Source organism: Pseudonocardia sp. CA-142604, from assembly GCF_050948475.1.
Lineage (GTDB): Bacteria > Actinomycetota > Actinomycetes > Mycobacteriales > Pseudonocardiaceae > Pseudonocardia > Pseudonocardia alaniniphila.
The window spans coordinates 1794377-1813853 of record NZ_CP192045.1 but is presented as its reverse complement, the minus strand read 5'-3'; the positions used below and the strand labels follow the sequence as shown (position 1 = coordinate 1813853).

Sequence of the window (19477 nt, the reverse complement as noted above, 5' to 3'; positions counted from 1 at the left end):
CGCGGCTACTCCGTCGCGCCGACCTATTCAAGGAAGCCAAACGCAAGCTCCCCGAGGCTCGCCGACCAGCAATTCACGCTGAGATTGTAGAAGCAGTGGAGTCGGCGGCCGAGTAGCTCGCATCAGCGGTCGCATCTCCAATCTCGTTGACCGCCCGGAAGATCGCATACGAACCCGTCAACGTGGTCCTGAACCAACTGATCTCGTTCTGCTCAGCGCGAAGCTGATGAGTGACGTTGGACGGCGGTGGACGAAGCCCCTCGCGTGGTGGGATTTCTTGACTTGTCGGGTGAATCCTGTGGTTCGCGCTCAGCGATGTGATCGACACTTGCCGCGCTATCCGCGCCGGGCGTGGCGCGCACACGGACTCACCGACGATTTCGCGGGTGAGCCCGCTTCTGTGTCGGGCAACTGTTTTCGGGAGTGTGGGCATGCGTGCGGAGAGGGTCGCCGGGAGGCCGGGGCAGCGGGGTGCTGGTCGCCGATGGCGGTGGGTGGGGTTGCTTGCCGCTGTAGGCACGACGACGGCGCTGGTGGTGCTGCCTGCCGCGGGGGGTACGGCCGCCGCCGCGGTGCTGCCGCCGGAGTGCAGCCAGACCGGGCCGACGGTGACCTGCACCTACACCTTCACCGGCGCGGAGCAGAGCTTCACCGTGCCCAGCGGCACCACCTCGGTGCAGGTCAGCGCGATCGGCGCGGCAGGGGCGCCCAGTTACGGCGGCGCGTCGGGCGGCCGCGGAGCCCAGGTCACCGGCACGCTGACGGGGCTTACCGCCGACCAGGTGCTGTACGTCGAGGTGGGCGGCACGCCCACGAACACTGCAGCGTGCTACCCCCTGGCGGCATGCATCGGCGGGTTCAACGGCGGGGGCACCAGCCGCTTCGGTGGCGGGGGCGGCGGCGCCTCGGATGTGCGCACCGTCCCGAGCGCCCAGCCCAACAGTCTGGCCTCGCGGCTGATCGTGGCCGGCGCCGGTGGTGGCGGCGGCATACCCGGAATCCCGCCGTGCGACCCGACATTCGCCGGCACGCCCGGTGGTGACGCTGATGCGGCCGGGGGCACCAACAGCTGCGCTGGCGTGGGCACCAGCACCGGTGGCGGGCCTGGCACACAGGTCACCGGCGGCACCGCCGGCAGCCCGAGCGGCGACCCAGGCACCCTCGGTGTAGGTGGCAACGGCGGTGGCAACCTCGGCGGTGGAGGCGGCGGGGGGCTCTTCGGCGGCGGAGGCGGCGGCTCAATCATTTTTTCGGGCGGCGCGAACACCGCCGGCGGTGGAGGCGGGGGTGGTTCCTCCCTCGTTCCCGCGGGTGGGACCGCGTCGCTGACCACCGCCCCGGCCTCGGTGACGATCACGTACACCTCACCGATATCGACCACGACGCTCGCCGTGTCGCCCAACCCGGCGGTGGTGGGCCAGCCGGTCACGTTGACCGCGACGGTGACCTGCAGCGTGCCCACCGACACGGGCACGGTGACTTTCTACGACGGCGACGCCGTGATCGGCACCGACTCGGTCACCGGTTCCGACGTCGCCACCCTTACCACCAGCAGCCTGTCCATCGGCAGCCATACGCTGACGGCCAAATTCGTCGGCGGCACCGCCTGCCTGCCCTCGACCTCGAACACCGTGGTCGAAGTGATCCAGCAGGGCAGCTCGACCGCCACCCTGACGGCCAGTCCGCCCAACCCGTCCTTCGGCCAGCCGGTGACGCTGACCGCGCAGGTGAGCTGCACCGCCGGGGGTGCGCCGACGGGCACGGTGACCTTCTCGGAGGGGGCCACCGCGATCGGCACCGTCCCGCTCGGCGGCTCCGGCAACGCCGGCCTGACGGTCAGCGGGCTACCGAGCGGGTCGCACACCTTCACCGCGCACTACAACGGCGACACCAACTGTGCGCCGACCACGTCGAACGCGGTCACGGTCACCGCGGGCTGCCAGAGCATCAGCGGCACCCACCTCGGGCCGCTGGCGGTCACCGGGCCGGTCTGCCTGGGCCCTGGCACGCAGATCCTCGGCCCCGTCACCATCAGCGGTAGCGGGTCGCTGAACGCCGAGGGTGCCATCATTCAGGGGCCGCTGATCGCCACCAGCGGCACCGGGCTACGGGTCTGTGCCACGACCGTCAACGGACCCACCAGCATCTCCGGCATCAACGGAGTGATCGTCATCGGCGATGCCGGTGACGACGGCAGTCCGCCCTGCGGGGCCAACACACTGCGCGGCGCGGCCACCCTTCGCGGCAACACCGGGTTCGTCGAGCTGGGCGGCAACCAGATCCTGGGCCCGCTGACGGTGAACGACAACACCACCACCATCAGCGTGCCACCGGAGAACGCCACCGCCACCGAGATCGAGGCCAACCGCATCGTGGGCATCCTGGCCTGCTCCGGCAACACCCCGCCGCCGACCAACGACGGCCGGCCCAACACCGTCATCGGCATCCGCACCGGCCAGTGCGCCGCCCTGTAGCACCCTGATCACCAGCACAACGCATCCGGCGTCCTCCAGACACACCGGGTGCCCGGACGGCCCTGGCGTCGAGTCCGACGCCAGGGCCTTTCCACCTCTGCCTCCCCGCACGCCGCGGGGGTGCTCCGCTCACCCGCGTCATCCCTGCAGTTACCTACGCATTCGCCCGAGGTGTCAACCGAGCGCGAGGCGTGCAGGTAGTGCGCAAGTCCCCCCTCGGACACAACATCAGGTCGTTGATCAGGCACCTCGCCCCAGTTTCTGTTCACGGTGAGGCTGAACCTGCGTGGTTGCCCGCAGCCTCATCCCCCGTCACTCGACGCGCCGGGGTGGCCGACCTGGCGGCGCCAGACCGAGGGGCTGACGCCGCGGGCGCGCTTGAACGCGACGCTGAAGGCGAAGGCATCCTCGTACCCGACCTTGCTGGCTACGGCGGCGATTGTCGCCTCGGTGTCACGGAGCAAGTCCGCCCCTAAGGTCATCCGCCAACTGGTGAGGTAGGCGAGCGGCGGCTCGCCGACCAGGCGGGTGAAGCGCGCGGCAAAAGCGGCGCGGGACATGCCGACCTCAGCGGCAAGCGCGGCGACCGTCCATCGGTAGGCGGGATCCTCGTGCAGCACGCGCAGTGCGCCGCCGATGACGGAATCGTTCAGCGCCCGGTACCAGGCGGGGGGCGACGCCTGCGGTCCGGCACACCATGCCCGCAATGCCAGCACCAGCACGAGATCCAGCAACCGGTTGAGAACGGCGTCCTGACCAGGTTCGTCGCGGTCAACCTCGGTGGCAAGCAGATCCAGCGCCGCCCGAGTCTGCGGTCCGGCGGGCACGACCGCCAGCGGCGGGAGCATGTCCAGCAGGCGGTCACCCACGTCGCCGCGGAGTTCGTAGGCGCCTCGGAGCATGATCGTGGCCCCGGGCAGACCGTCGCCGTAGGTACGGGGGGCCAGACGCCGGTTGGCGCCCGCCGCCTGCTCGCCGCCGTCGACGACGTACTTCTTTCCCCCGTGGATCACAACCTGGGGCGGGGTAGTCGGACCGTCGGCGATCGTGTACTTGCCGGTTGCGGTGATGAGGGCGATGTCGCCCGCGGTGAGGCGCACCAGCGCGGCGCATGCGTCGTCGAGCTGGAGGTATGCGTGGCCGCCGATCGTGGCCACGACCGTGAGCGGAGGAGCGTCAGCAAAGGTCAGCGACCACGGCCGCCGCTGGATCAACTGCCTGACCATCGCGTTCCTGGCGCGAGCCCGGTGCAGCAGATCGCTCAGGACGTCCACGCCGCCGACGCTAGACGATCACAAATGTATTCGCGACGATCTCCCATGGATGGTCTTCGAGTGGTGGAGTTCTCTAGCCGGCATGACGAGCATCCTCATCCTCGGCGGTACTGGTAAGACGGGTCGCCGCATCGCCCGGCGCCTCCAGGCCACCGGCCGGCCGGTGCGGACGGCGGCCCGCACTGACGCCGACGCTCCCTTCGACCTGGACGACCCGGCGACCTGGGGGCCCGCGCTCGACGGCGTCACTACCGCCTACGTCGTGGAGCCCACCCGTCAGCCGGGCCTGGAGGCCGGGTCACGCATTTCCAGGTTCGTGGCCGAGGCGGTCGCCGCGGGCGTGCGGCGGCTGGTGCTGTTGTCAGCCCACGGCATCGGCGGGGCCGACGACAGTCATCCCCTCAAGGCCGCCGAACGGATGGTCCGCGGTTCCGGCGTCGACTGGACGATCCTGCGACCGGACTGGTTCTCGCAGAACTTCAGCGAGAGTTTCTGGCTGCCCGGAGTCCGCGCCGGGGTCCTGGCACTGCCCACCGGCGACGGCTGTACCCCGTTCGTCGACGCCGATGACATCGCCGAGGTCGCCGTTGCGGCACTGACCGAAGACCGCCACAGCGGCCAGATCTACGAGCTCACCGGCCCCCGGGCGATCAGCTTCGGTGAGGCGGTCGACCTGATCAGCGCGGCCGTCGGGCGCACAATCCGTCACGTCGACGTCGACCCCGAGGTCTTCATCGAGCGCCAGGTCGCAGGCGGCGTCCCACCCGGCGTCGCGCGACTGCTCACCGACCTGCTCATGGCCGTCCGCAACGGCCGGGGTGCCGCGCTCGCCGACGGTGTGGAACGAGCCCTCGGCAGGCCACCCAGATCGTTTGAGGACTACATCGCCGAGACCGCGGCCGCAGGCCACTGGAATTGACTCGACCGATCAGAACCGGCCGGCACAGCGAGGATCGCTGATGCAGTCGAGCGGCTGCCCATCCCGGGTGCTAGCTCACCCGCATCGCTCATGGAACGCATAGCATCCCTAACAGGCCGGCCGGCGACGGTCATGCCCAAGGCGGGCACACCGGACGATGGATAACGCTGCCAGGTGCGGCGCCGGCCTCGCGCCCTCCTACTCGTGCGACAACTGTGATAAGAGTTCATCACCCTGCCGAATGGGCTCCATCAACGAGTGACTCTGCCAACATTTTTCCACTTTTATTCTGCCGCTGTTCCGCGGACAGCGCCGCGGTAACGTCCGGGCAGCTCCTCCTTTTCCACCCGAATTCGCCCCTCAAGAGCGTCGGCGGAGACGAGAGTCGGCCCCCGAACGAAGGACGAGCGTGCACTTCACCCTTATCGCTCTTCGCCGAGCCTGGTTCGCACGGGCGCGGCTCGGCGCTCTCACTTGCGGAGCGCTGCTGGCCAGCGCCCTCGCGGGCTGTTCGAGCAGCCCGTCGAGCGGCACCGGCACCGAGGCCCACCCTGAGCAACTCACCATGGCCATCGCATGGACGGGAACCCAGGCGGCCGGCGTTCCGCCGCTTCTGAAGATATACAACCAGGAGCATCCGAACGTTCACTGGAACCTGGTCGATAATGTCAACGAGCAGAAACTCCTCGCTGAGGAGGCCGCCGGCGACGCGCCCAGCGTCGCCATGCTGGACACGACCGACCTGGTCGCGAGCATGGCGACCTCCGGCGCCATCCTCCCGCTCCAGTCCTACATTTCCAGTAACAAGCTGAACGTCAACGATTTCACTCCCGCGTCGCTCTACAGCAACTCGTATCTCGGGGCCCAGTACGCGCTGCCCTTCTTCGAGGACACTTACGCCCTGTACTACAACAAGACCCTCTTCGAGAAGGCCGGCATCGCCCAGCCTCCGACGACGCTCAGCGAGCTGGCCGCCGACGCCGCCAAGCTGTCGATCACCGGCTCCGACGGCCAGTACAGCCAGCTCGGGTTCGAACCGACGATGCCCAAGCAGCTGGAGGGCTACATGTTCGGCGGCAACTGGGCCGACGCCTCCGGCCAGGTCACCGCGACGAACCCGCTCACCGTCAAGGGCGCTCAGTGGATCGTGGACACGGAGAAGCAGCTCGACCCGAGCAAGGTCCAGAAGTTCCTGGCCGGCTCGAGCGGCGCGGTGAGCGCACTGGACCCGTTCGCCACCGGCAAGGTCGCCATGGACGTGTCCGGGGAATGGTTCATGCCCACGATCTTGCAGCAGTCACCGAACATGGACTTCGGCGTGGCACCGATCCCCTACCCCGACGGCCAGCCCCAGTACGCGGGCACCGGCTCGGTGGGCGGTAACCCGCTGGTCATCCTGAAGGGCGCCCAGGACGCCAACGCGGCCTGGGACCTCATCGACTGGCTGGCCACGACAGGCCAGGAGATCGCCACCAAGACTCCGTCCATCTACCACGACATCTACTCCGTGCCCGCCCTGAAATCGCTGGTCAGCAACGCTCAGATGGCGCCCACCCCCCAGATGGCCTTCTTCTGGCAGTACAGCGGCGGCAAGAACATTCATCCCTTCCCGCCGGTCCCGGACGCGACCACCTACCTGAACGCCATTACCAGCGCCGTTCAGCAGGCCCAGCTCACGCCGACGAGCGTGAGCTCTGCGCTGCAGCAGGTCCAGTCGCAGTACGGCCCGCTCGTCGCCGGCCAGATCAAGAGCGCGCAGGCGCAGGCACATTGAGCGTCGTGCTCCGCCGGGGAGCGCCGAGAGCAAGCGGTGGCGCCAGGGCCGAGGGGCGGGCAGCGGCAGTGCTCCGTGCCCGTCTCACGCTCCGGCGCCGCCGGTTCCTGTGGGGCGTGCTCTTCGTCAGCCCGTGGATCATCGGCACGCTCGGGCTGGTGCTGTACCCGATGGCCCTTTCCCTCTACTACAGCTTCACCAGCTACAACATCGTCGGAACGTCGCAGTGGACCGGTCTCGCCAACTACCAGGAGCTCCTGCAGGACCCGGAGTTCACGCAGTCCCTCGAGAACACGCTGTACCTGGTCGTGGTGATGGTCCCGCTGAGCCTGATCGCTTCCCTCGGCTACGCCCTCGTGCTCAACCTGGCCGTGTTCGGGCAGCGCTTCTTCCGTACGGTGCTCTACCTCCCGCAGATGGTGCCGACCGTCGCCGGCGCCATCTTGTGGATCTGGGTGCTGAACCCCACCTACGGGCTGGTCAACACCGTGCTCGGCTGGCTGCACATCACGGGACCGCTGTGGCTCAACAGCATCTCGTGGTCGAAGCCGGCGATCGTCCTGATGAACCTGTGGGGCATCGGCGGCGCGGGCGTGATCTTCCTGGCCGGCCTCCAGGGCATCTCCCCCGCCCTCGTGGACGCCGCGCGGGTGGACGGGGCCAATGCCTGGCAACGGTTCCGGCACGTGACGGTGCCCGCCCTGTCGCCGCTGATCCTGTTCAACGCCATCATGGGCTTCCTCGGCGCCATGCAGTACTTCACCCAGGCGTTCATCATGGGCGGCGGCGACACCGGGGGGACGTCGATCGGACTCGGCAACAGCCTGCAGTTCGCAGTCGTCTACCTCTATGAGGTGGCGTTCTCCGACCTGCGCGTCGGGTACGCCTCCGCTATCGGGTGGGTGCTGTTCGTCATCATGCTCGTCGTCATCGGAGTGCTGCTCAAGTTGTCCGTCCGCTGGGTCTTCTACGAAGGATGGCGCCAGCAGTGATCCGACTATCCGCCACCCAGAAGTTCACCGCCTACGTGGTGCTCGCGGGCCTCTCCGCGTTGATGCTGCTCCCGTTCGTCTGGATGCTCATCTCCTCGGTCAAGACCAACAGCCAGCTCTTCACGACGCCGATCCTCTGGTGGGTGTGGCCGCTGCACCTGGACAACTACGCTCAGGCCCTGGCGCTCATCCCGTTCTGGTCGCAGCTGCGCAACACGGCCCTGCTGTCGGTGCTGACCGTGGTCGGGACCGTGCTCTCCAGCAGCTTCACGGCCTATGGCCTGGCCAAGGTGAGCTGGATCGGGCGGCGGCTGCTGCTCGGCGTCCTGATCGTCACGATGCTGCTCCCTGCCATCGTGACGCTGGTCCCCACGTACGTGATCTTCCGTGACCTCGGGTGGGTCAACACCTACCTGCCGCTCGTCGTCCCCGCCTTTCTCGGCACTCCGTACTACATATTCCTCTTTCGGCAGTTCTTCCTACGGATCCCCGAGTCGGTGAGCGAGGCGGCACGCATCGACGGGGCTTCCGAGCTGCGCATTTACGCCCGCATCATCATGCCGCTGAGCCGGCCGGTCGTGGTCGCGGTCGCCGCGCTCGCCTTCGTCCAGTCCTGGACGGACTACCTGGGCCCGTTGATCTATCTCAACAACCCGGATCAGTGGACGCTCTCGCTCGGGCTCACCGAGTTCCTGACCAAGTACTCGGTGCAATGGAACTACATGATGGCCGCGTCGGTGGTCTTCACCCTGCCGCTGATCATCGTCTTCTTCCTCGGCAACAAGTACATCCTCAGTGGCATCAGCTTCACGGCCGACGTCGGCTAGAGATTGGAAGCCATGGACACCCTCCGGATCATGACCTACAACATGCTGCACGCTCCGGGGGACCGCCTCGGGCACCTCGTCGACGTGGTGCGCAGCGTCGACCCCGACGTGCTGGCCTGCCAGGAGATCAACACGTACGAGGGGATGATGAACCTCTCCCGGGAGCTCGGGATGCTCCCGGTGTGGGGCCCGGCCAACAGCCATGAGGACACCAAGGACGGCCGGCCGCTGTACGAGCACCTCGTCGTGCTGACCAAACTGGCACCGAGGGCCGTGCGGGTCCACCGCGGTGACCGCCGCGCCATGTTCCGGCCCGTGCTCGAGGTGCGGCTCGAGGCGCCGGGCGGTACGACCGTCACCTTCTTCGTGGTCCACCTGCGAGCCGTGCTCGATGCCACCGAGCGGTACCTGAGGTGGCGGGAACTCGGAGCCCTGCTCGCGGTGATCGCCGGAGCGGATGGGCCGGCGGTTGCCCTGGGCGACTTCAACGCTCTGCCACCCGGGGAGACGCCGCCGGCGGAAGGCACCCGCCGCGAGCTCCCCGAGGATCACCTGGCCGCGTTCGGCGGCGGTGTGGTGGCGGCCATCACCGAGGCCGGCCTGGCGGATTCGCTGCGTCTCGTCCACCCCTACACGGGCACGCCCGATTCGACCCTGCTGCGCCGCCAGGGGGCACGCGTCGACTACATCTTCGTCAGCGAGGAGCTGCGGGACTGCGTGAGGAAAGCCGACATCGTCGACGGCGAGGCGGTCACGGTGGCGTCGGACCACCGTCCCGTCATGGCCGAGCTGACCTTCACGCAGTGACGAACGGCTCGACGTCGTGGACGCGCCTACAGTCCGAGCAGTCTCCCGATACTCTGCCGCAGCCGTGTCGCGGCGTCGGGATCGTGGAGAAGGTGCACCGACATGTTGAAACCGGTGAACAGTCCCATCAGCTCGAACGCCAGCTGATCGGGGTCGGCACCGTCCGGCAGCTCGCCCAGGTCCGCCTCACGCGTTGTTGCGTCGACCAGGTAGGTGTGCCATCGCGTCATCCCGTCGACGATCGCGTCACGGACAGGACCAGTGAGCGAGTCGTACTCGAAGGTCGCCGCGCTGAGCAGGCAACCGCCCGGAAAGTGCTCCAGCGAAGGTGAGTCGCGAGGGCGTGGCAGCAGGCCCGAGCGCGACGCCGATCGGATTCGGGGTTGACGCGGCTTCCCCGGAGCGGTGCCATGTGGGACGAACGCGTCATCCACGGCCGTTCACCCCCACCACGACCCTCGCGCCGCGTCTGGAGGCGATCGGCCCGCAGCGAGGAGGTGCGTCGTGGTCGGCACGAGCACAGCCTTCACGAAGGAACGGGCACCCTGCGGGAAGCAGGTGGGCGGCAGCCGTTACCACGAGGACGACGGCTCCGGCATCGTGTGCAACGACGTCAACTGGGCCTGCGGCTGCCGCGAGATCGTGCACCAGTTCCACGACGGCAGCTGCCGGACCCGCATCGTCCGGCACGACGGCCGGATGCTGCTGAACCAGCTGTCCGCCGAGCACGCCGAATAGCCGAGGACGGACCCGGACATGGCGGACCACGACGTCGTGGTGGTGGGGGGCGGTGGCGCCGGTCTGCGGGCGGCCATCGCGATCATGGAGACCGCTCCGCGGCTGGACGTGGCGGTCGTGTCGAAGGTCTACCCGATGCGCAGCCACACCGTCTCGGCCGAGGGCGGCGCCGCTGCGGTGATCGCCGACGACGACTCGCTGGACGAACACGCGTACGACACGGTCTCGGGGAGCGACTGGCTGTGCGACCAGGACGCCGTCGAGGCGTTCGTCCGGGAGGCGCCGCTCGAGCTGCTGCAGCTCGAGCACTGGGGCTGCCCGTGGAGCCGTCGGCCCGACGGGGAGGTCGCGGTCCGCGCCTTCGGCGGCATGAAGAAGATGCGCACCTGGTTCGCCGCCGACAAGACAGGCTTCCACCTGCTGCACACGTTGTTCCAGACCTCGCTGCGGTACGAGCGGATCACGCGCTACGACGAGTGGTACGTGACCACGTTGCTGGTCGACGAGGGCCAGGTGCACGGCGTGGTCGCCGTCGAGCTGGCGACGGGGCGGATCGAGGCCATCACCGGGCGAGCCGTGATCCTGTGCACGGGCGGGTGCGGGCGGGTCTTCCCGTTCACGACCAACGGCAACATCAAGACCGGCGACGGGATGGCGCTGGCCTACCGTGCGGGCGCGCCGCTGAAGGACATGGAGTTCGTCCAGTACCACCCGACCGGCCTGCCGTTCACCGGAATCCTCATCACCGAGGCGGCCCGCGCCGAAGGCGGCTGGCTGCTGAACAAGGACGGCTACCGCTACCTGCAGGACTACGACCTCGGCACGCCGTCGCCCACACCGGTGCTGCGCAGCATGGAGCTCGGCCCGCGCGATCGGCTGTCCCAGGCGTTCGTCCACGAGCAGGAGAAGGGCAATGCGGTCGACACCCCGTACGGGCCGGTGGTGTACCTCGACCTGCGCCACCTGGGCCCGGAGGTGATCGACGCCAAGCTGCCCTTCGTGCGCGAGCTGTGTCTGCAGTACGAGCGCATCGACCCCGTCCACGACCTCATCCCGGTCCGGCCGGTGCAGCACTACATGATGGGCGGCGTCCACACCGACCTCGACGGCGCCACCGGACTCCAGGGGCTGTACGCGGCCGGCGAGGTCGCGTGCGTGAGCATCAACGGCGCCAACCGCCTGGGCTCCAACTCGCTCCCCGAACTGTTCGTGTTCGGCCGCCGCGCCGGCATCGCGGCAGCCGAGTTCGCCGCAGCGCAGCCCACCGGTCCCCCGCGAGCCGTGCAGACGCAGGCCGCCGACGAACGCCGCCGGGTGGAACGCGACCTGCTCACCCCACGCGACGGCCGGGAGCGAATGGCCGACGTCCGCGCCGACATGCAGCACACCATGGAGGGCAGCGCCGGGATCTTCCGGGACGCCGGTGCACTCCTGTCCGGCGCGGCGAAGCTCCAGGAGCTGCGGGAGCGGTACGCCAAGGCAGTCGTCGAGGACGACAGCAGGGCCTTCAACACGGAGCTGGTCGCCGCGCTCGAGCTGGGTTTCATGCTCGACGTCGCCGAGACGATCGTGGCCTGCGCGATGCGACGCGAGGAGTCGCGCGGCGCCCACCAGCGCACGGACTTCCCACGACGCGACGACGCCCGTTTCCTGGCGCACTCGCTGGTCACCCGCGACCCGACCGGAGCGCCGAGCGTCTCGTACCTGCCCGTCACGATCACCCGCTGGCCGCCGGGCGAGCGGGTCTACGGGAGGTGATGGCGTGGCCGACACGATCACCCTGCAGGTCGCCCGCTACCGGCCCGACGTGGACGCCGCGCCGCGCCTGCAGGACTACGAGGTCCCGCTGCGCGAGGAATGGGCGGTCCTCGACGCGTTGAACCACATCAAGGACCGGATCGACGGCACCCTCTCGTTCCGCTGGTCGTGCCGGATGGGAATCTGCGGCAGCTGCGGCATGACGGTGGACGGCGACCCGGCACTGACGTGCGGCACGTTCCTCGTCGATCACGCGCCGGGCCCGGTGCGTGTCGAACCGCTGGCCAACTTCCCCGTCGTCCGCGACCTCGTCATCGACATCGGCGACTTCATGCGCAAGCTGCCCACGGTGAAACCGTGGCTGGTTCGGGACGACGAGCCCGAGGTGGACGGTGTCGAGTTCCTGCAGACGCCCGCGCAGCTCGACGAGTACAAGCAGTTCAGCATGTGCATCAACTGCATGCTCTGCTACGCCGCGTGCCCGGTGTACGGGATCGAACCGGACTTCCTCGGCCCGGCGGCGATCGCGCTCGCCCAGCGCTACAACCTCGACTCGCGCGACGAGGGCGCCCACCAGCGGCTGGACGTGTTGGCCGGCGCGGAGGGCATCTGGGCCTGCACCTACGTCGGCGAGTGCACGACCGCGTGCCCCAAGGGCGTGGACCCGGCGGGTGCCATCCAGCGCTACAAGCTGACCGCCGCGACGAGGACGTTGCGGTCCCTGCTGATGCCGTGGGCTCGGCGATGAGCGAGCAGACGACGAACACCGCGCGAGCCGGCCCCTACCGGCCGCGAACCGACCGGTTGTGGTGGGTGCACCGCCGGTCGTACGTGCTGTTCGTGCTGCGTGAGCTGTCCAGCGTGTTCGTGGCCTGGTTCGTGGTGTACCTCGTGCTGCTGGTCGCCGCAGTCCACAGTGGCACGAGCTCCTACGAGCGTTTCCTCGAGTGGAGCGGCCGCCCGTGGATGGTGGCCCTCAACGTCGTCGCGCTGGCCTTCGTGGTCCTGCACGCGGTCACCTGGTTCACACTTGCGCCGAAGGCGATGGCGGTGCGGTTGCGGGGACGGCGTCTCCCGGCGCGGGTGATCGCCGCGGGCCACTTCGCCGCGTGGGCGGTGCTGTCGGCCGTTCTGGCGTGGATCGTGCTGGACGGGTGGTGAGGACCCGGATGACGACGCAGTCGAAGCGTTCGACCTCGGACGCGCTGGCGTGGCTCCTGTTCAGCGCCGGAGGGGTGGTGTCGGCGCTGTTCGCCCCCGTACTGCTGCTGCTCTTCGGGGTCGTCTTCCCGCTGGGGCTGCTGGCCCCGCCCGGCCACGCCCACCTCTCGGCCGTGCTGGACCACCCGCTCAGCCGGCTCGTGCTGCTCCTGCTGTGCGTGCTCGCACTGCTGCACTGCGCCCACCGGTTCCGGTACATCCTCGCCGAAGGCCTGCAGCTCAAACGGTTGCGCGGGCTGATCACCCTGCTGTGCTACGGCGCGGTGATCATCGGCTCCGGCTGGGCTGCGGACGTGTTGTTCGGATGATCGATCCGAGCTCCGATCGGAGGGTGGGTGCGACCACTCGGCCCGCCATACCGACACCGGTCGCGGTGAGCCGGGCCCTCGACCGCCTCGTCGCCGCGACTCCCGCTGCGCGCGATCGCACGGTCGACCTGCTGCGGGCGTTCAGCATCGCCGTGGTCGTCGTCTGGCACTGGGCGCTGGCGATCACCCACGAGCAGGACGGCCGGTACGTCATGTCGAACCCGATCGACACCGTGCCGCTCGCCTGGCTCGCTACCTGGCTGCTGCAGGTCATGCCGCTGTTCTTCCTGGTCGGCGGCTTCGCCGACCTCGCGGCATGGGATCGCGCCGAGCGCCGCCCGTGGGTGTTCCTGCGCCGGCGACTGATCCGGCTGCTACGCCCGGCAGCGGTGTTCGTCGCGGTCTGGACGGTGGCGGAGGCGATTCTGCAGAGCGCGGTGCCGAGCTACCCGGGCATCGGCGCCTACGCCCAGATCGTGATCACTCCCCTGTGGTTCCTGGCCGCCTATCTGTGGGTGGTGCTGCTGGTGCCGCTGACCGCTGCGGCGCACCGGCGGGCGGCCTTTCCTGCCGTGGCCCTTCTCGGCGCCGCCGTGGTCGCGGTCGACGCGGCGCGATTCGGAGCCGGGCTTGCAGCTCTCGGTGCCGTCAACACCGCGCTGGTGTGGGTGTTCGTGCACCAACTCGGCTACTTGTGGCGCGACGGAATGCTCGCGCCGGTGCACCGGCGCTGTGCGCTCGCCGCGGCCGGCCTCGGTGGTCTCGTCGTCGTGGCCACCATCGACGTGTACCCGCGCTCGATGGTCGCCATCGTGGGCGACGAGCGCAGCCACATGTACCCGACCACCGCGGGCATCGCAGCGCTGGCGGTGTTCCAGCTCGGCGTGGTGCTGCTGCTGCACCCGATACTGGCTCGCTGGACGCGTCGGCGGCTGGTGTGGAAGGGCGTGGTCGCGGTCAACGCCGTGGCGGTGACCGTGTTCCTCTGGCACCCGACGGCGCTGCTCCTGACACTCGGCGCTGTCCAGGCCGCCGGGCTGCCGATCCACTCCGCGCCCACCGCAGAGTGGTGGGCCCAGCGCCCGTTGTGGCTGCTGGGGCCCGTCCTCGTACTCGCCGGGCTGGTCGCGCTGTTCGCCCGCGCCGAACGCCGTCCCGCCGATGGAACGAGAGAGCCCTGACCCCGAGAACAGCGCGAGCCCGAATTACCCACCGTCGGGAGCGATGAATCTGTCAGTCCACCCGACTCCCGATGAGGAGCTCAGACCGGGAAATCTGCGTCACGCGAACACGGCGTGCTCAGGGCAGGACAAGCCGTGTGGGCGACGTCGCGCCGCGGCTCGGTGCAGCAATGGGCAGTGGGCTCGCTCGGCGGCGCGGGAAGTGCAAGGCTGAGCAGGCACGCGGTGGTGACGGCAAGGAGGTCGTCATGGGCGAAAAGATCGCGGCCACGCAGTTCACCCGGGCGGACCGCACCCGATACCGGCAGAAGGTGCGGCACTGCGTCGATGTATTCGAGCGCATGCTGCGCGAGTCGCAGTTCGACTCCGACCGACCGATGACCGGGCTGGAGATCGAGCTCAATCTCGTCGACGACGCCGGCGATCCGACGATGCGCAATGCCGAGGTACTCGGCGCAATCGCCAACCCTGACATCCAGACCGAGCTGGGCCAGTTCAACATCGAGTTCAACGTGCCGCCGCAGACTCTGTCCGGCACCTCGCTGGTCAAGCTCGAGGAGACGCTGCGCGGCAACCTCAACCACGCCGAGGCAAGCGCCCGCGGGGTCGGCGCCAAGCTCATGATGATCGGCATCCTGCCCACCTTGATGAACGAGCACCTCTCCATCGACGCGCTCACCGCCAACCCGCGCTACAAGCTGCTCAACGAGCAGATCTTCGCCGCCCGCGGCGAGGACATCTGTCTGACCATCGACGGTGACGAGCGGTTGCACACAGGCTCGGACTCGATCGCCCCGGAAGCGGCCTGCACCAGCGTGCAGTGCCACCTGCAGGTCAGCCCGGAGACCTTCCCGGCGTACTGGAACGCGGCCCAAGCCATCGCCGGCGTGCAGATGGCGATGGGCGCGAACTCGCCGTTCCTGTTCGGCAGGCAGCTCTGGCGGGAGACCCGGATCGCGCTGTTCGACCAGGCCACCGACACGCGCTCGGAAGAGCTCAAGGAGCAGGGCGTGCGGCCAAGGGTGTGGTTCGGCGAGCGCTGGATCACCTCTGTGTCCGACCTGCTCGAGGAGAACGTGCACTACTTCCCGGCGCTGCTGCCGATCTGCAGCGAGGAAGACCCGCTGCAGATGCTCGAGTCCGGCGCCGTGCCGTCGCTGGCCGAGCTGCGCCTGCACAACGGCACCGTCTACCGGTGGAACCGACCGGTCTACGACGTGGTCGGCGACCTGCCGCACCTGCGGGTGGAGAACCGGGTGCTGCCGGCCGGCCCGACTGTTGTCGACATGCTGGCCAACGCCGCCCTCTACTACGGGCTGGTCAAGGTGCTGGCCGAGGACGAGCGGCCGGTGTGGTCGCGGATGTCGTTCACGGTGGCCAAGGAGAACTTCCACGCCGGGGCCAAGCGGGGCATCGAGGCGCGCATGTTCTGGCCGGGACTCGGCGACGTGCCCGCCAGCGAGCTGGTGCTGCGCCAGCTGCTGCCGATGGCCGCCGACGGGCTGTCCCGCTTGGGCGTCGACTCGGCGGTGTCCGACCGCCTCCTCGGGGTCGTGGAGCAGCGCTGCCTGACCTACCGCAACGGGGCGGAGTGGCAGGTGGAGACCGTGCGCAGGCTGGAAGCCGAGCAGAACCTGAGCCGGCCGGACGCGCTACGCCGGATGACGCTCGGCTACACCGAGCACATGCACAGTAACGAGCCGGTGCACACCTGGCCGGTGGGCTGACCTACGACGTCGGCATCGGCGCTCCGGCGCCGAGCGCGTGTCCTGCTGGCGGAAGGTAAACATGACGCCTGGCCTGATGCGAAGGCGGCCCTATCCCGTATTCACGCTGACACCGCGAACTACGTCCTGGGCCACGACACCGATCATCCCCGTTCCCGAATTGATCGCGAAAAGCCTGCTAGACTGCGTCGATGACGACCGACGACACGTCGGAGCCGCATCCCGCGTCGTCGTCCACGAAGCAGATGACCGTTCTCGGTGCGGCCTTTCTCGGCGTGGGCGCAATGGTCGGCGCCGGCATATTCGCTCTCCTCGGCCAGGCAGGCGTTGTCGCGGGCTCGGCGGTCTGGTTGTCGTTCCTGCTCGCGGGGCTGATCGCGACCCTGCTGGGCTACATGGTCGTCAAGCTCGGCGTCCGTTATCCGTCGCGCGGCGGCTTCGTCGCCTATTTGGTCGAGGCATTCGGCAACGGCCGGCTGGTCGGCATCACCTCCTGGTTGCTCTATTTCGTGCTGCTGATTGTGACGGCCATGGTGGCAGTAGCCTTCGGCGCCTACGGCAGCTCGTTGTTCTTCGGCGACGCCGCACCGGGTTATTGGGACAAGATCCTCGCCTCTGCCATCGTCGTCGTGATGGCGGTGATCAACCTCTATGGCGCGAAAATAGTGGCGCGAGCGCAGTCGATCATCGTCTGGGTCCTGCTGGCCGTCTTCGTCGGCTTCGTTGCGGTCACGCTGTCACAGCTCGACCCCACATTGCTCGCGCCATCCGGGTACCCCTCGTGGGAGAAGATCGTCGCGAGCATCGCGCTGACGTTCTTCGCATACCTCGGGTTCTCGGTCGTCACCTTCACGGCGGGCAGCCTGCCCAATCCCGCCCGGACGCTGCCCCGAGCCATGTACCTCGCCCTGGGAATCACGACCGCCTTGTACGTGCTCGTCAGCCTCGGCGTGTTCGGCACGCTGACGGTCGATGAAGTGATCATGCACGGGGACACCGCACTGGCCGAGGCGGCGCGCCCCGTGCTCGGCACCGCCGGTTTCGTGATCATGGCGATCGCCGCGCTGCTCGCGACCGCGTCATCGGTGAACTCCATGATCTTCGCAGCTGGGAACCTCACACTCACGTTGTCCGAGCTCAAGCAGTTCCCGCCGGTCTTCGGGCAGCCCGGTCACTTTGGGGGCACGCGTGGCATACCGATCACGGTCGTACTCGTCCTGATCTTCGCGAACGTGTTCGATCTCGGCGCGATCGCCTCGATCGGCAGCGCGGTGGCGCTCGTCGTCTTCCTCGTGGTCGGTCTCGCCGCTCTGCGGCTGCGCGCCGAGACGGGTTCGAACGCCCGGCTGATCGTCATCACGATGCTCGCCACCTGCTTCGTGCTCGTTCTGTTCGCCATCGACACCGCCCGCAACGCGCCACAGACATTCACAGCGATGACCGTGCTCGTGGTGCTCGCCGTGGTCCTCGACTTCGTCTGGAAGCGCGTCCGAGCCAGGGCACCGGATACGGCCCGATGAACATCGTGAGTTCGACGGCCGCTGTCCACGGTGGCGCGACCGCCGCGCAGGCGCGTCCACGCATCGGCCTCGCGGTCATGGTGTTGCTGCGTCAGGCAAGCCTGTCCACGACGTTGGCGGCTGCTGCGGCGAGGAGCGCCTCGTCGTACTCGGCGTCCTTGCCGGCCTTGCTGGACATGATCGATATGACGAGTGGCGCGGCGTTCGGGGGCCACACGACCGCGATATCGTTGGCCGTGCCGTAGTCACCGGTCCCGGTCTTGTCGGCCACGGCCCACCCCTGCGGCAGGCCGGCCCGGATGCGATTCGCACCGGTGACGTTGCGTTCCAGCAGGTCGCGGAGGAAGGCGAGCTTGTCGGTCGGCAGGGCGTCACCCAGCACGATCTGGTGGAAGTCGGTGCCGATCGCGCGGGGGGACGTGGTGTCACGGGGATCTCCCGGGGTGGCTTCCGTGATCGTCGGCTCGATCCGGTCCATCCGGGTCACCGTGTCGCCGAGGCTCCGCAGGTATGCCGTCAGCTCGGCCGGACCGCCGAGATCGCGGAGCAGCAGATTGCCCGCGGTGCCGTCGCTGAAGCGGACCGCGGCGTCACACAGCTCCCGGATCGTCATTCCTGTGGCCAGGGACCGCCTGGTGATGGCCGAGCTCGCCATGAGGTCGGTTTCGGTGTAGGTGACGCGGGTGTCCAGATGCGACATCGGGTTGCGGTGCAGGACGGCTGCCGCCGCCAGTGCCTTGAACGTCGAGCAGAACGCGAACCGCTCGTCGGCTCGGTGGGCGATGGTGGCGCCGGTGCCCGTGGCAAGGGCATACACCCCGAGACGTGCGTCGAACTTTCGTTCCAGCTCGAGCAGCTGACCATCGGTCGGGGCAGGAGCGGACGCGCGCGACGGGTCGGCTGCCGGCGGGGTTGCCACCGGCGTTCCCTGCGCACATCCGGCCAGCGGTAGCAGTGCCACGGCGCCGAGGAAGGCACGGCGGGAAACCTGTGATCGCGTCATGGCAGGGAGCTTCGTATCCGACCGTGGATGCCGTCCAAGACAGAAAGACGAGAACCAATGCTGATCCGGCATAAACTCGCCAACCGTGGATCTTGTCGGGGCGTGCAGGGCGTTCGTCGCCGTCAGCGGCTACAGCAGCTTCACGGTCGGGGCCTCCGCGGCACGGATCCCGCAGTCCGTCGCCAGCCGGCGCGTTGCCGCGCTCGAGAAGCACTTCGGGGGCCGGCTGTTCACCAGGTCCTCACGGACCGTCGCGCTGACGCCGTTCGGCCGGGAGATGCTGCGGCCTGCGCGCCGCCTGGTCGAACTGGCGGAAGCGATGGAGCACGACGCGGAACGCGCCAGGTTGCGGCCCTTTCGGCTGGCCGTGCCCGCGATCTGCGTGCCACGCCTGCTGGCCGGGCTCGTGGCCGAGGCGCGACGGCACGACCTGAACCTCGACCTGTACCCGGCCGAGCCCGTCGAGCGGGCGGAGCTCGTCCGCACCCTCGAGGTACGGGCGGCGCTCGTCGCGGTGCCGGCCGACGAGGGCGTCTGGCGGGTGCCGTTGGGGCTCGCAGGTCATACCGACCCCAGGGACGCCACGGCGATCTACATCGAGACGCTGCGGGCCGGCCGCGCCGAACGGGGCACGCGCCGGCGGCGGGTCTGGCTCCAACCGGAGGACGACGTGCCCCACGTCCGTGACCGCGTCATCCGGCTGCGGGACTCCGTCGGACTGCAACCCGCGCAGGTGGTCGTCACGGATTCACTCGTCACCGCTGCGGCCGAGGTGCTCGGCTCCACCGACGTCCTGCTCTGTTCCCGGAGCCAGGCGGACGACCTCGGCCTGCACTGGCGGCCGGTCGGCGAGATGCCGCTGGCCCGCGGCTACGACGTCGCGGCCGGGCTGCGTGACGAGGTCCAGCAGATCCGTGCGCTGCCCGTGCTCGGGCGCTGTCTCGGCGCGTAGCG

18 protein-coding genes are annotated in these 19477 nt (G+C 68.9%); 15 read left to right on the top strand and 3 right to left on the bottom strand.

Going from position 1 to position 19477, the window contains the following annotated elements:
- Positions 1 to 500 precede the first annotated feature (500 nt).
- On the top strand, positions 501 to 2474 hold the full coding sequence (locus ACQPZQ_RS08260) for an Ig-like domain repeat protein (RefSeq protein WP_433293700.1): 1974 nt from the start codon (positions 501 to 503) through the stop codon (positions 2472 to 2474).
- Between the two features lie 302 nt (positions 2475 to 2776).
- On the opposite strand, the gene ACQPZQ_RS08255 is transcribed toward ACQPZQ_RS08260, so the two are convergent.
- Positions 2777 to 3748 (bottom strand): AraC family transcriptional regulator, encoded by a 972-nt coding sequence (locus tag ACQPZQ_RS08255; RefSeq protein WP_433293698.1) that lies wholly within the window; start codon positions 3746 to 3748, stop codon positions 2777 to 2779.
- A gap of 82 nt (positions 3749 to 3830) precedes the next feature.
- On the opposite strand from ACQPZQ_RS08255, the gene ACQPZQ_RS08250 reads away from it, so the two are divergent.
- The 5 genes from ACQPZQ_RS08250 to ACQPZQ_RS08230 all read left to right on the top strand — a co-directional run bounded on the left by ACQPZQ_RS08250 (position 3831) and on the right by ACQPZQ_RS08230 (position 9067).
- The gene (locus ACQPZQ_RS08250; protein ID WP_433293696.1) at positions 3831 to 4667 is read left to right on the top strand and encodes an SDR family oxidoreductase; all 837 of its coding nucleotides are present in this window, start codon (positions 3831 to 3833) and stop codon (positions 4665 to 4667) included.
- A gap of 409 nt (positions 4668 to 5076) precedes the next feature.
- On the top strand, positions 5077 to 6441 hold the full coding sequence (locus ACQPZQ_RS08245) for an extracellular solute-binding protein (protein ID WP_433293694.1): 1365 nt from the start codon (positions 5077 to 5079) through the stop codon (positions 6439 to 6441).
- 5 nt (positions 6442 to 6446) lie between these two features.
- Positions 6447 to 7433 (top strand): carbohydrate ABC transporter permease, encoded by a 987-nt coding sequence (locus ACQPZQ_RS08240; protein ID WP_433293692.1) that lies wholly within the window; start codon positions 6447 to 6449, stop codon positions 7431 to 7433.
- Complete coding sequence (locus ACQPZQ_RS08235; protein ID WP_433293690.1) at positions 7430 to 8260, top strand: carbohydrate ABC transporter permease; 831 nt, start codon at positions 7430 to 7432, stop codon at positions 8258 to 8260. The genes ACQPZQ_RS08240 and ACQPZQ_RS08235 overlap by 4 nt, the downstream gene beginning before the upstream one ends.
- Before the next feature lie 12 nt (positions 8261 to 8272).
- The gene (locus ACQPZQ_RS08230) at positions 8273 to 9067 is read left to right on the top strand and encodes an endonuclease/exonuclease/phosphatase family protein (RefSeq protein WP_433293688.1); all 795 of its coding nucleotides are present in this window, start codon (positions 8273 to 8275) and stop codon (positions 9065 to 9067) included.
- A 26-nt stretch (positions 9068 to 9093) separates the two neighbouring features.
- Here ACQPZQ_RS08230 and ACQPZQ_RS08225 read toward each other — a convergent pair whose 3' ends face one another.
- Complete coding sequence (locus ACQPZQ_RS08225; RefSeq protein ID WP_433293686.1) at positions 9094 to 9501, bottom strand: TetR family transcriptional regulator C-terminal domain-containing protein; 408 nt, start codon at positions 9499 to 9501, stop codon at positions 9094 to 9096.
- A gap of 70 nt (positions 9502 to 9571) precedes the next feature.
- Here ACQPZQ_RS08225 and ACQPZQ_RS08220 point away from each other — a divergent pair, with 70 nt between their 5' ends.
- The 8 genes from ACQPZQ_RS08220 to ACQPZQ_RS08185 all read left to right on the top strand — a co-directional run bounded on the left by ACQPZQ_RS08220 (position 9572) and on the right by ACQPZQ_RS08185 (position 17520).
- Entirely contained in the window at positions 9572 to 9805 is a 234-nt protein-coding gene (locus tag ACQPZQ_RS08220) for a hypothetical protein (RefSeq protein WP_433293684.1), read from the top strand.
- Positions 9806 to 9823: 18 nt separating this feature from the next.
- Positions 9824 to 11563 (top strand): fumarate reductase (quinol) flavoprotein subunit, encoded by a 1740-nt coding sequence (gene frdA / locus ACQPZQ_RS08215; protein WP_433293682.1) that lies wholly within the window; start codon positions 9824 to 9826, stop codon positions 11561 to 11563.
- Positions 11564 to 11567: 4 nt separating this feature from the next.
- Positions 11568 to 12311: a succinate dehydrogenase iron-sulfur subunit gene (sdhB, locus tag ACQPZQ_RS08210; protein ID WP_433293680.1), complete on the top strand. Its 744-nt coding sequence runs from the start codon at positions 11568 to 11570 to the stop codon at positions 12309 to 12311.
- Positions 12308 to 12724, top strand: coding sequence for a hypothetical protein (locus ACQPZQ_RS08205; RefSeq protein WP_433293678.1), 417 nt, complete (start codon positions 12308 to 12310; stop codon positions 12722 to 12724). The genes sdhB and ACQPZQ_RS08205 overlap by 4 nt, the downstream gene beginning before the upstream one ends.
- An 8-nt stretch (positions 12725 to 12732) precedes the next feature.
- Positions 12733 to 13092 (top strand): fumarate reductase subunit FrdD, encoded by a 360-nt coding sequence (gene frdD, locus ACQPZQ_RS08200; RefSeq protein WP_433293676.1) that lies wholly within the window; start codon positions 12733 to 12735, stop codon positions 13090 to 13092.
- 23 nt (positions 13093 to 13115) lie between these two features.
- Positions 13116 to 14273 (top strand): acyltransferase family protein, encoded by a 1158-nt coding sequence (locus ACQPZQ_RS08195; RefSeq protein WP_433293674.1) that lies wholly within the window; start codon positions 13116 to 13118, stop codon positions 14271 to 14273.
- A gap of 248 nt (positions 14274 to 14521) precedes the next feature.
- Complete coding sequence (locus tag ACQPZQ_RS08190) at positions 14522 to 16000, top strand: glutamate--cysteine ligase (protein WP_433293672.1); 1479 nt, start codon at positions 14522 to 14524, stop codon at positions 15998 to 16000.
- Between the two features lie 191 nt (positions 16001 to 16191).
- Positions 16192 to 17520 carry an APC family permease gene (locus tag ACQPZQ_RS08185; RefSeq protein WP_433293670.1) on the top strand — a complete coding sequence of 443 codons (1329 nt, stop codon included), beginning with the start codon at positions 16192 to 16194 and terminating at the stop codon, positions 17518 to 17520.
- Between the two features lie 91 nt (positions 17521 to 17611).
- Here the strand turns inward: ACQPZQ_RS08185 and bla are convergent, their stop codons facing one another.
- Entirely contained in the window at positions 17612 to 18523 is a 912-nt protein-coding gene (gene bla / locus ACQPZQ_RS08180) for a class A beta-lactamase (RefSeq protein ID WP_433293668.1), read from the bottom strand.
- 85 nt (positions 18524 to 18608) lie between these two features.
- Between bla and ACQPZQ_RS08175 the strand changes: the two genes are divergently transcribed.
- Positions 18609 to 19475, top strand: coding sequence for a LysR family transcriptional regulator (locus tag ACQPZQ_RS08175; protein ID WP_433293666.1), 867 nt, complete (start codon positions 18609 to 18611; stop codon positions 19473 to 19475).
- The last annotated feature ends 2 nt before the right edge of the window (positions 19476 to 19477 follow it).

Bases quoted from the DNA above. Each gene is read 5' to 3' on its own strand.
- ACQPZQ_RS08250 (WP_433293696.1), top strand. From the start codon at position 3,831: ATGACGAGCATCCTCATCCTCGGCGGTACTGGTAAGACGGGTCGCCGC.
- ACQPZQ_RS08230 (WP_433293688.1), top strand. From the start codon at position 8,273: ATGGACACCCTCCGGATCATGACCTACAACATGCTGCACGCTCCGGGG.
- frdA (WP_433293682.1), top strand. From the start codon at position 9,824: ATGGCGGACCACGACGTCGTGGTGGTGGGGGGCGGTGGCGCCGGTCTG.
- ACQPZQ_RS08205 (WP_433293678.1), top strand. From the start codon at position 12,308: ATGAGCGAGCAGACGACGAACACCGCGCGAGCCGGCCCCTACCGGCCG.
- frdD (WP_433293676.1), top strand. From the start codon at position 12,733: ATGACGACGCAGTCGAAGCGTTCGACCTCGGACGCGCTGGCGTGGCTC.
- ACQPZQ_RS08190 (WP_433293672.1), top strand. From the start codon at position 14,522: ATGGGCGAAAAGATCGCGGCCACGCAGTTCACCCGGGCGGACCGCACC.
- ACQPZQ_RS08185 (WP_433293670.1), top strand. From the start codon at position 16,192: ATGACGACCGACGACACGTCGGAGCCGCATCCCGCGTCGTCGTCCACG.
- bla (WP_433293668.1), bottom strand. From the start codon at position 18,523: ATGACGCGATCACAGGTTTCCCGCCGTGCCTTCCTCGGCGCCGTGGCA.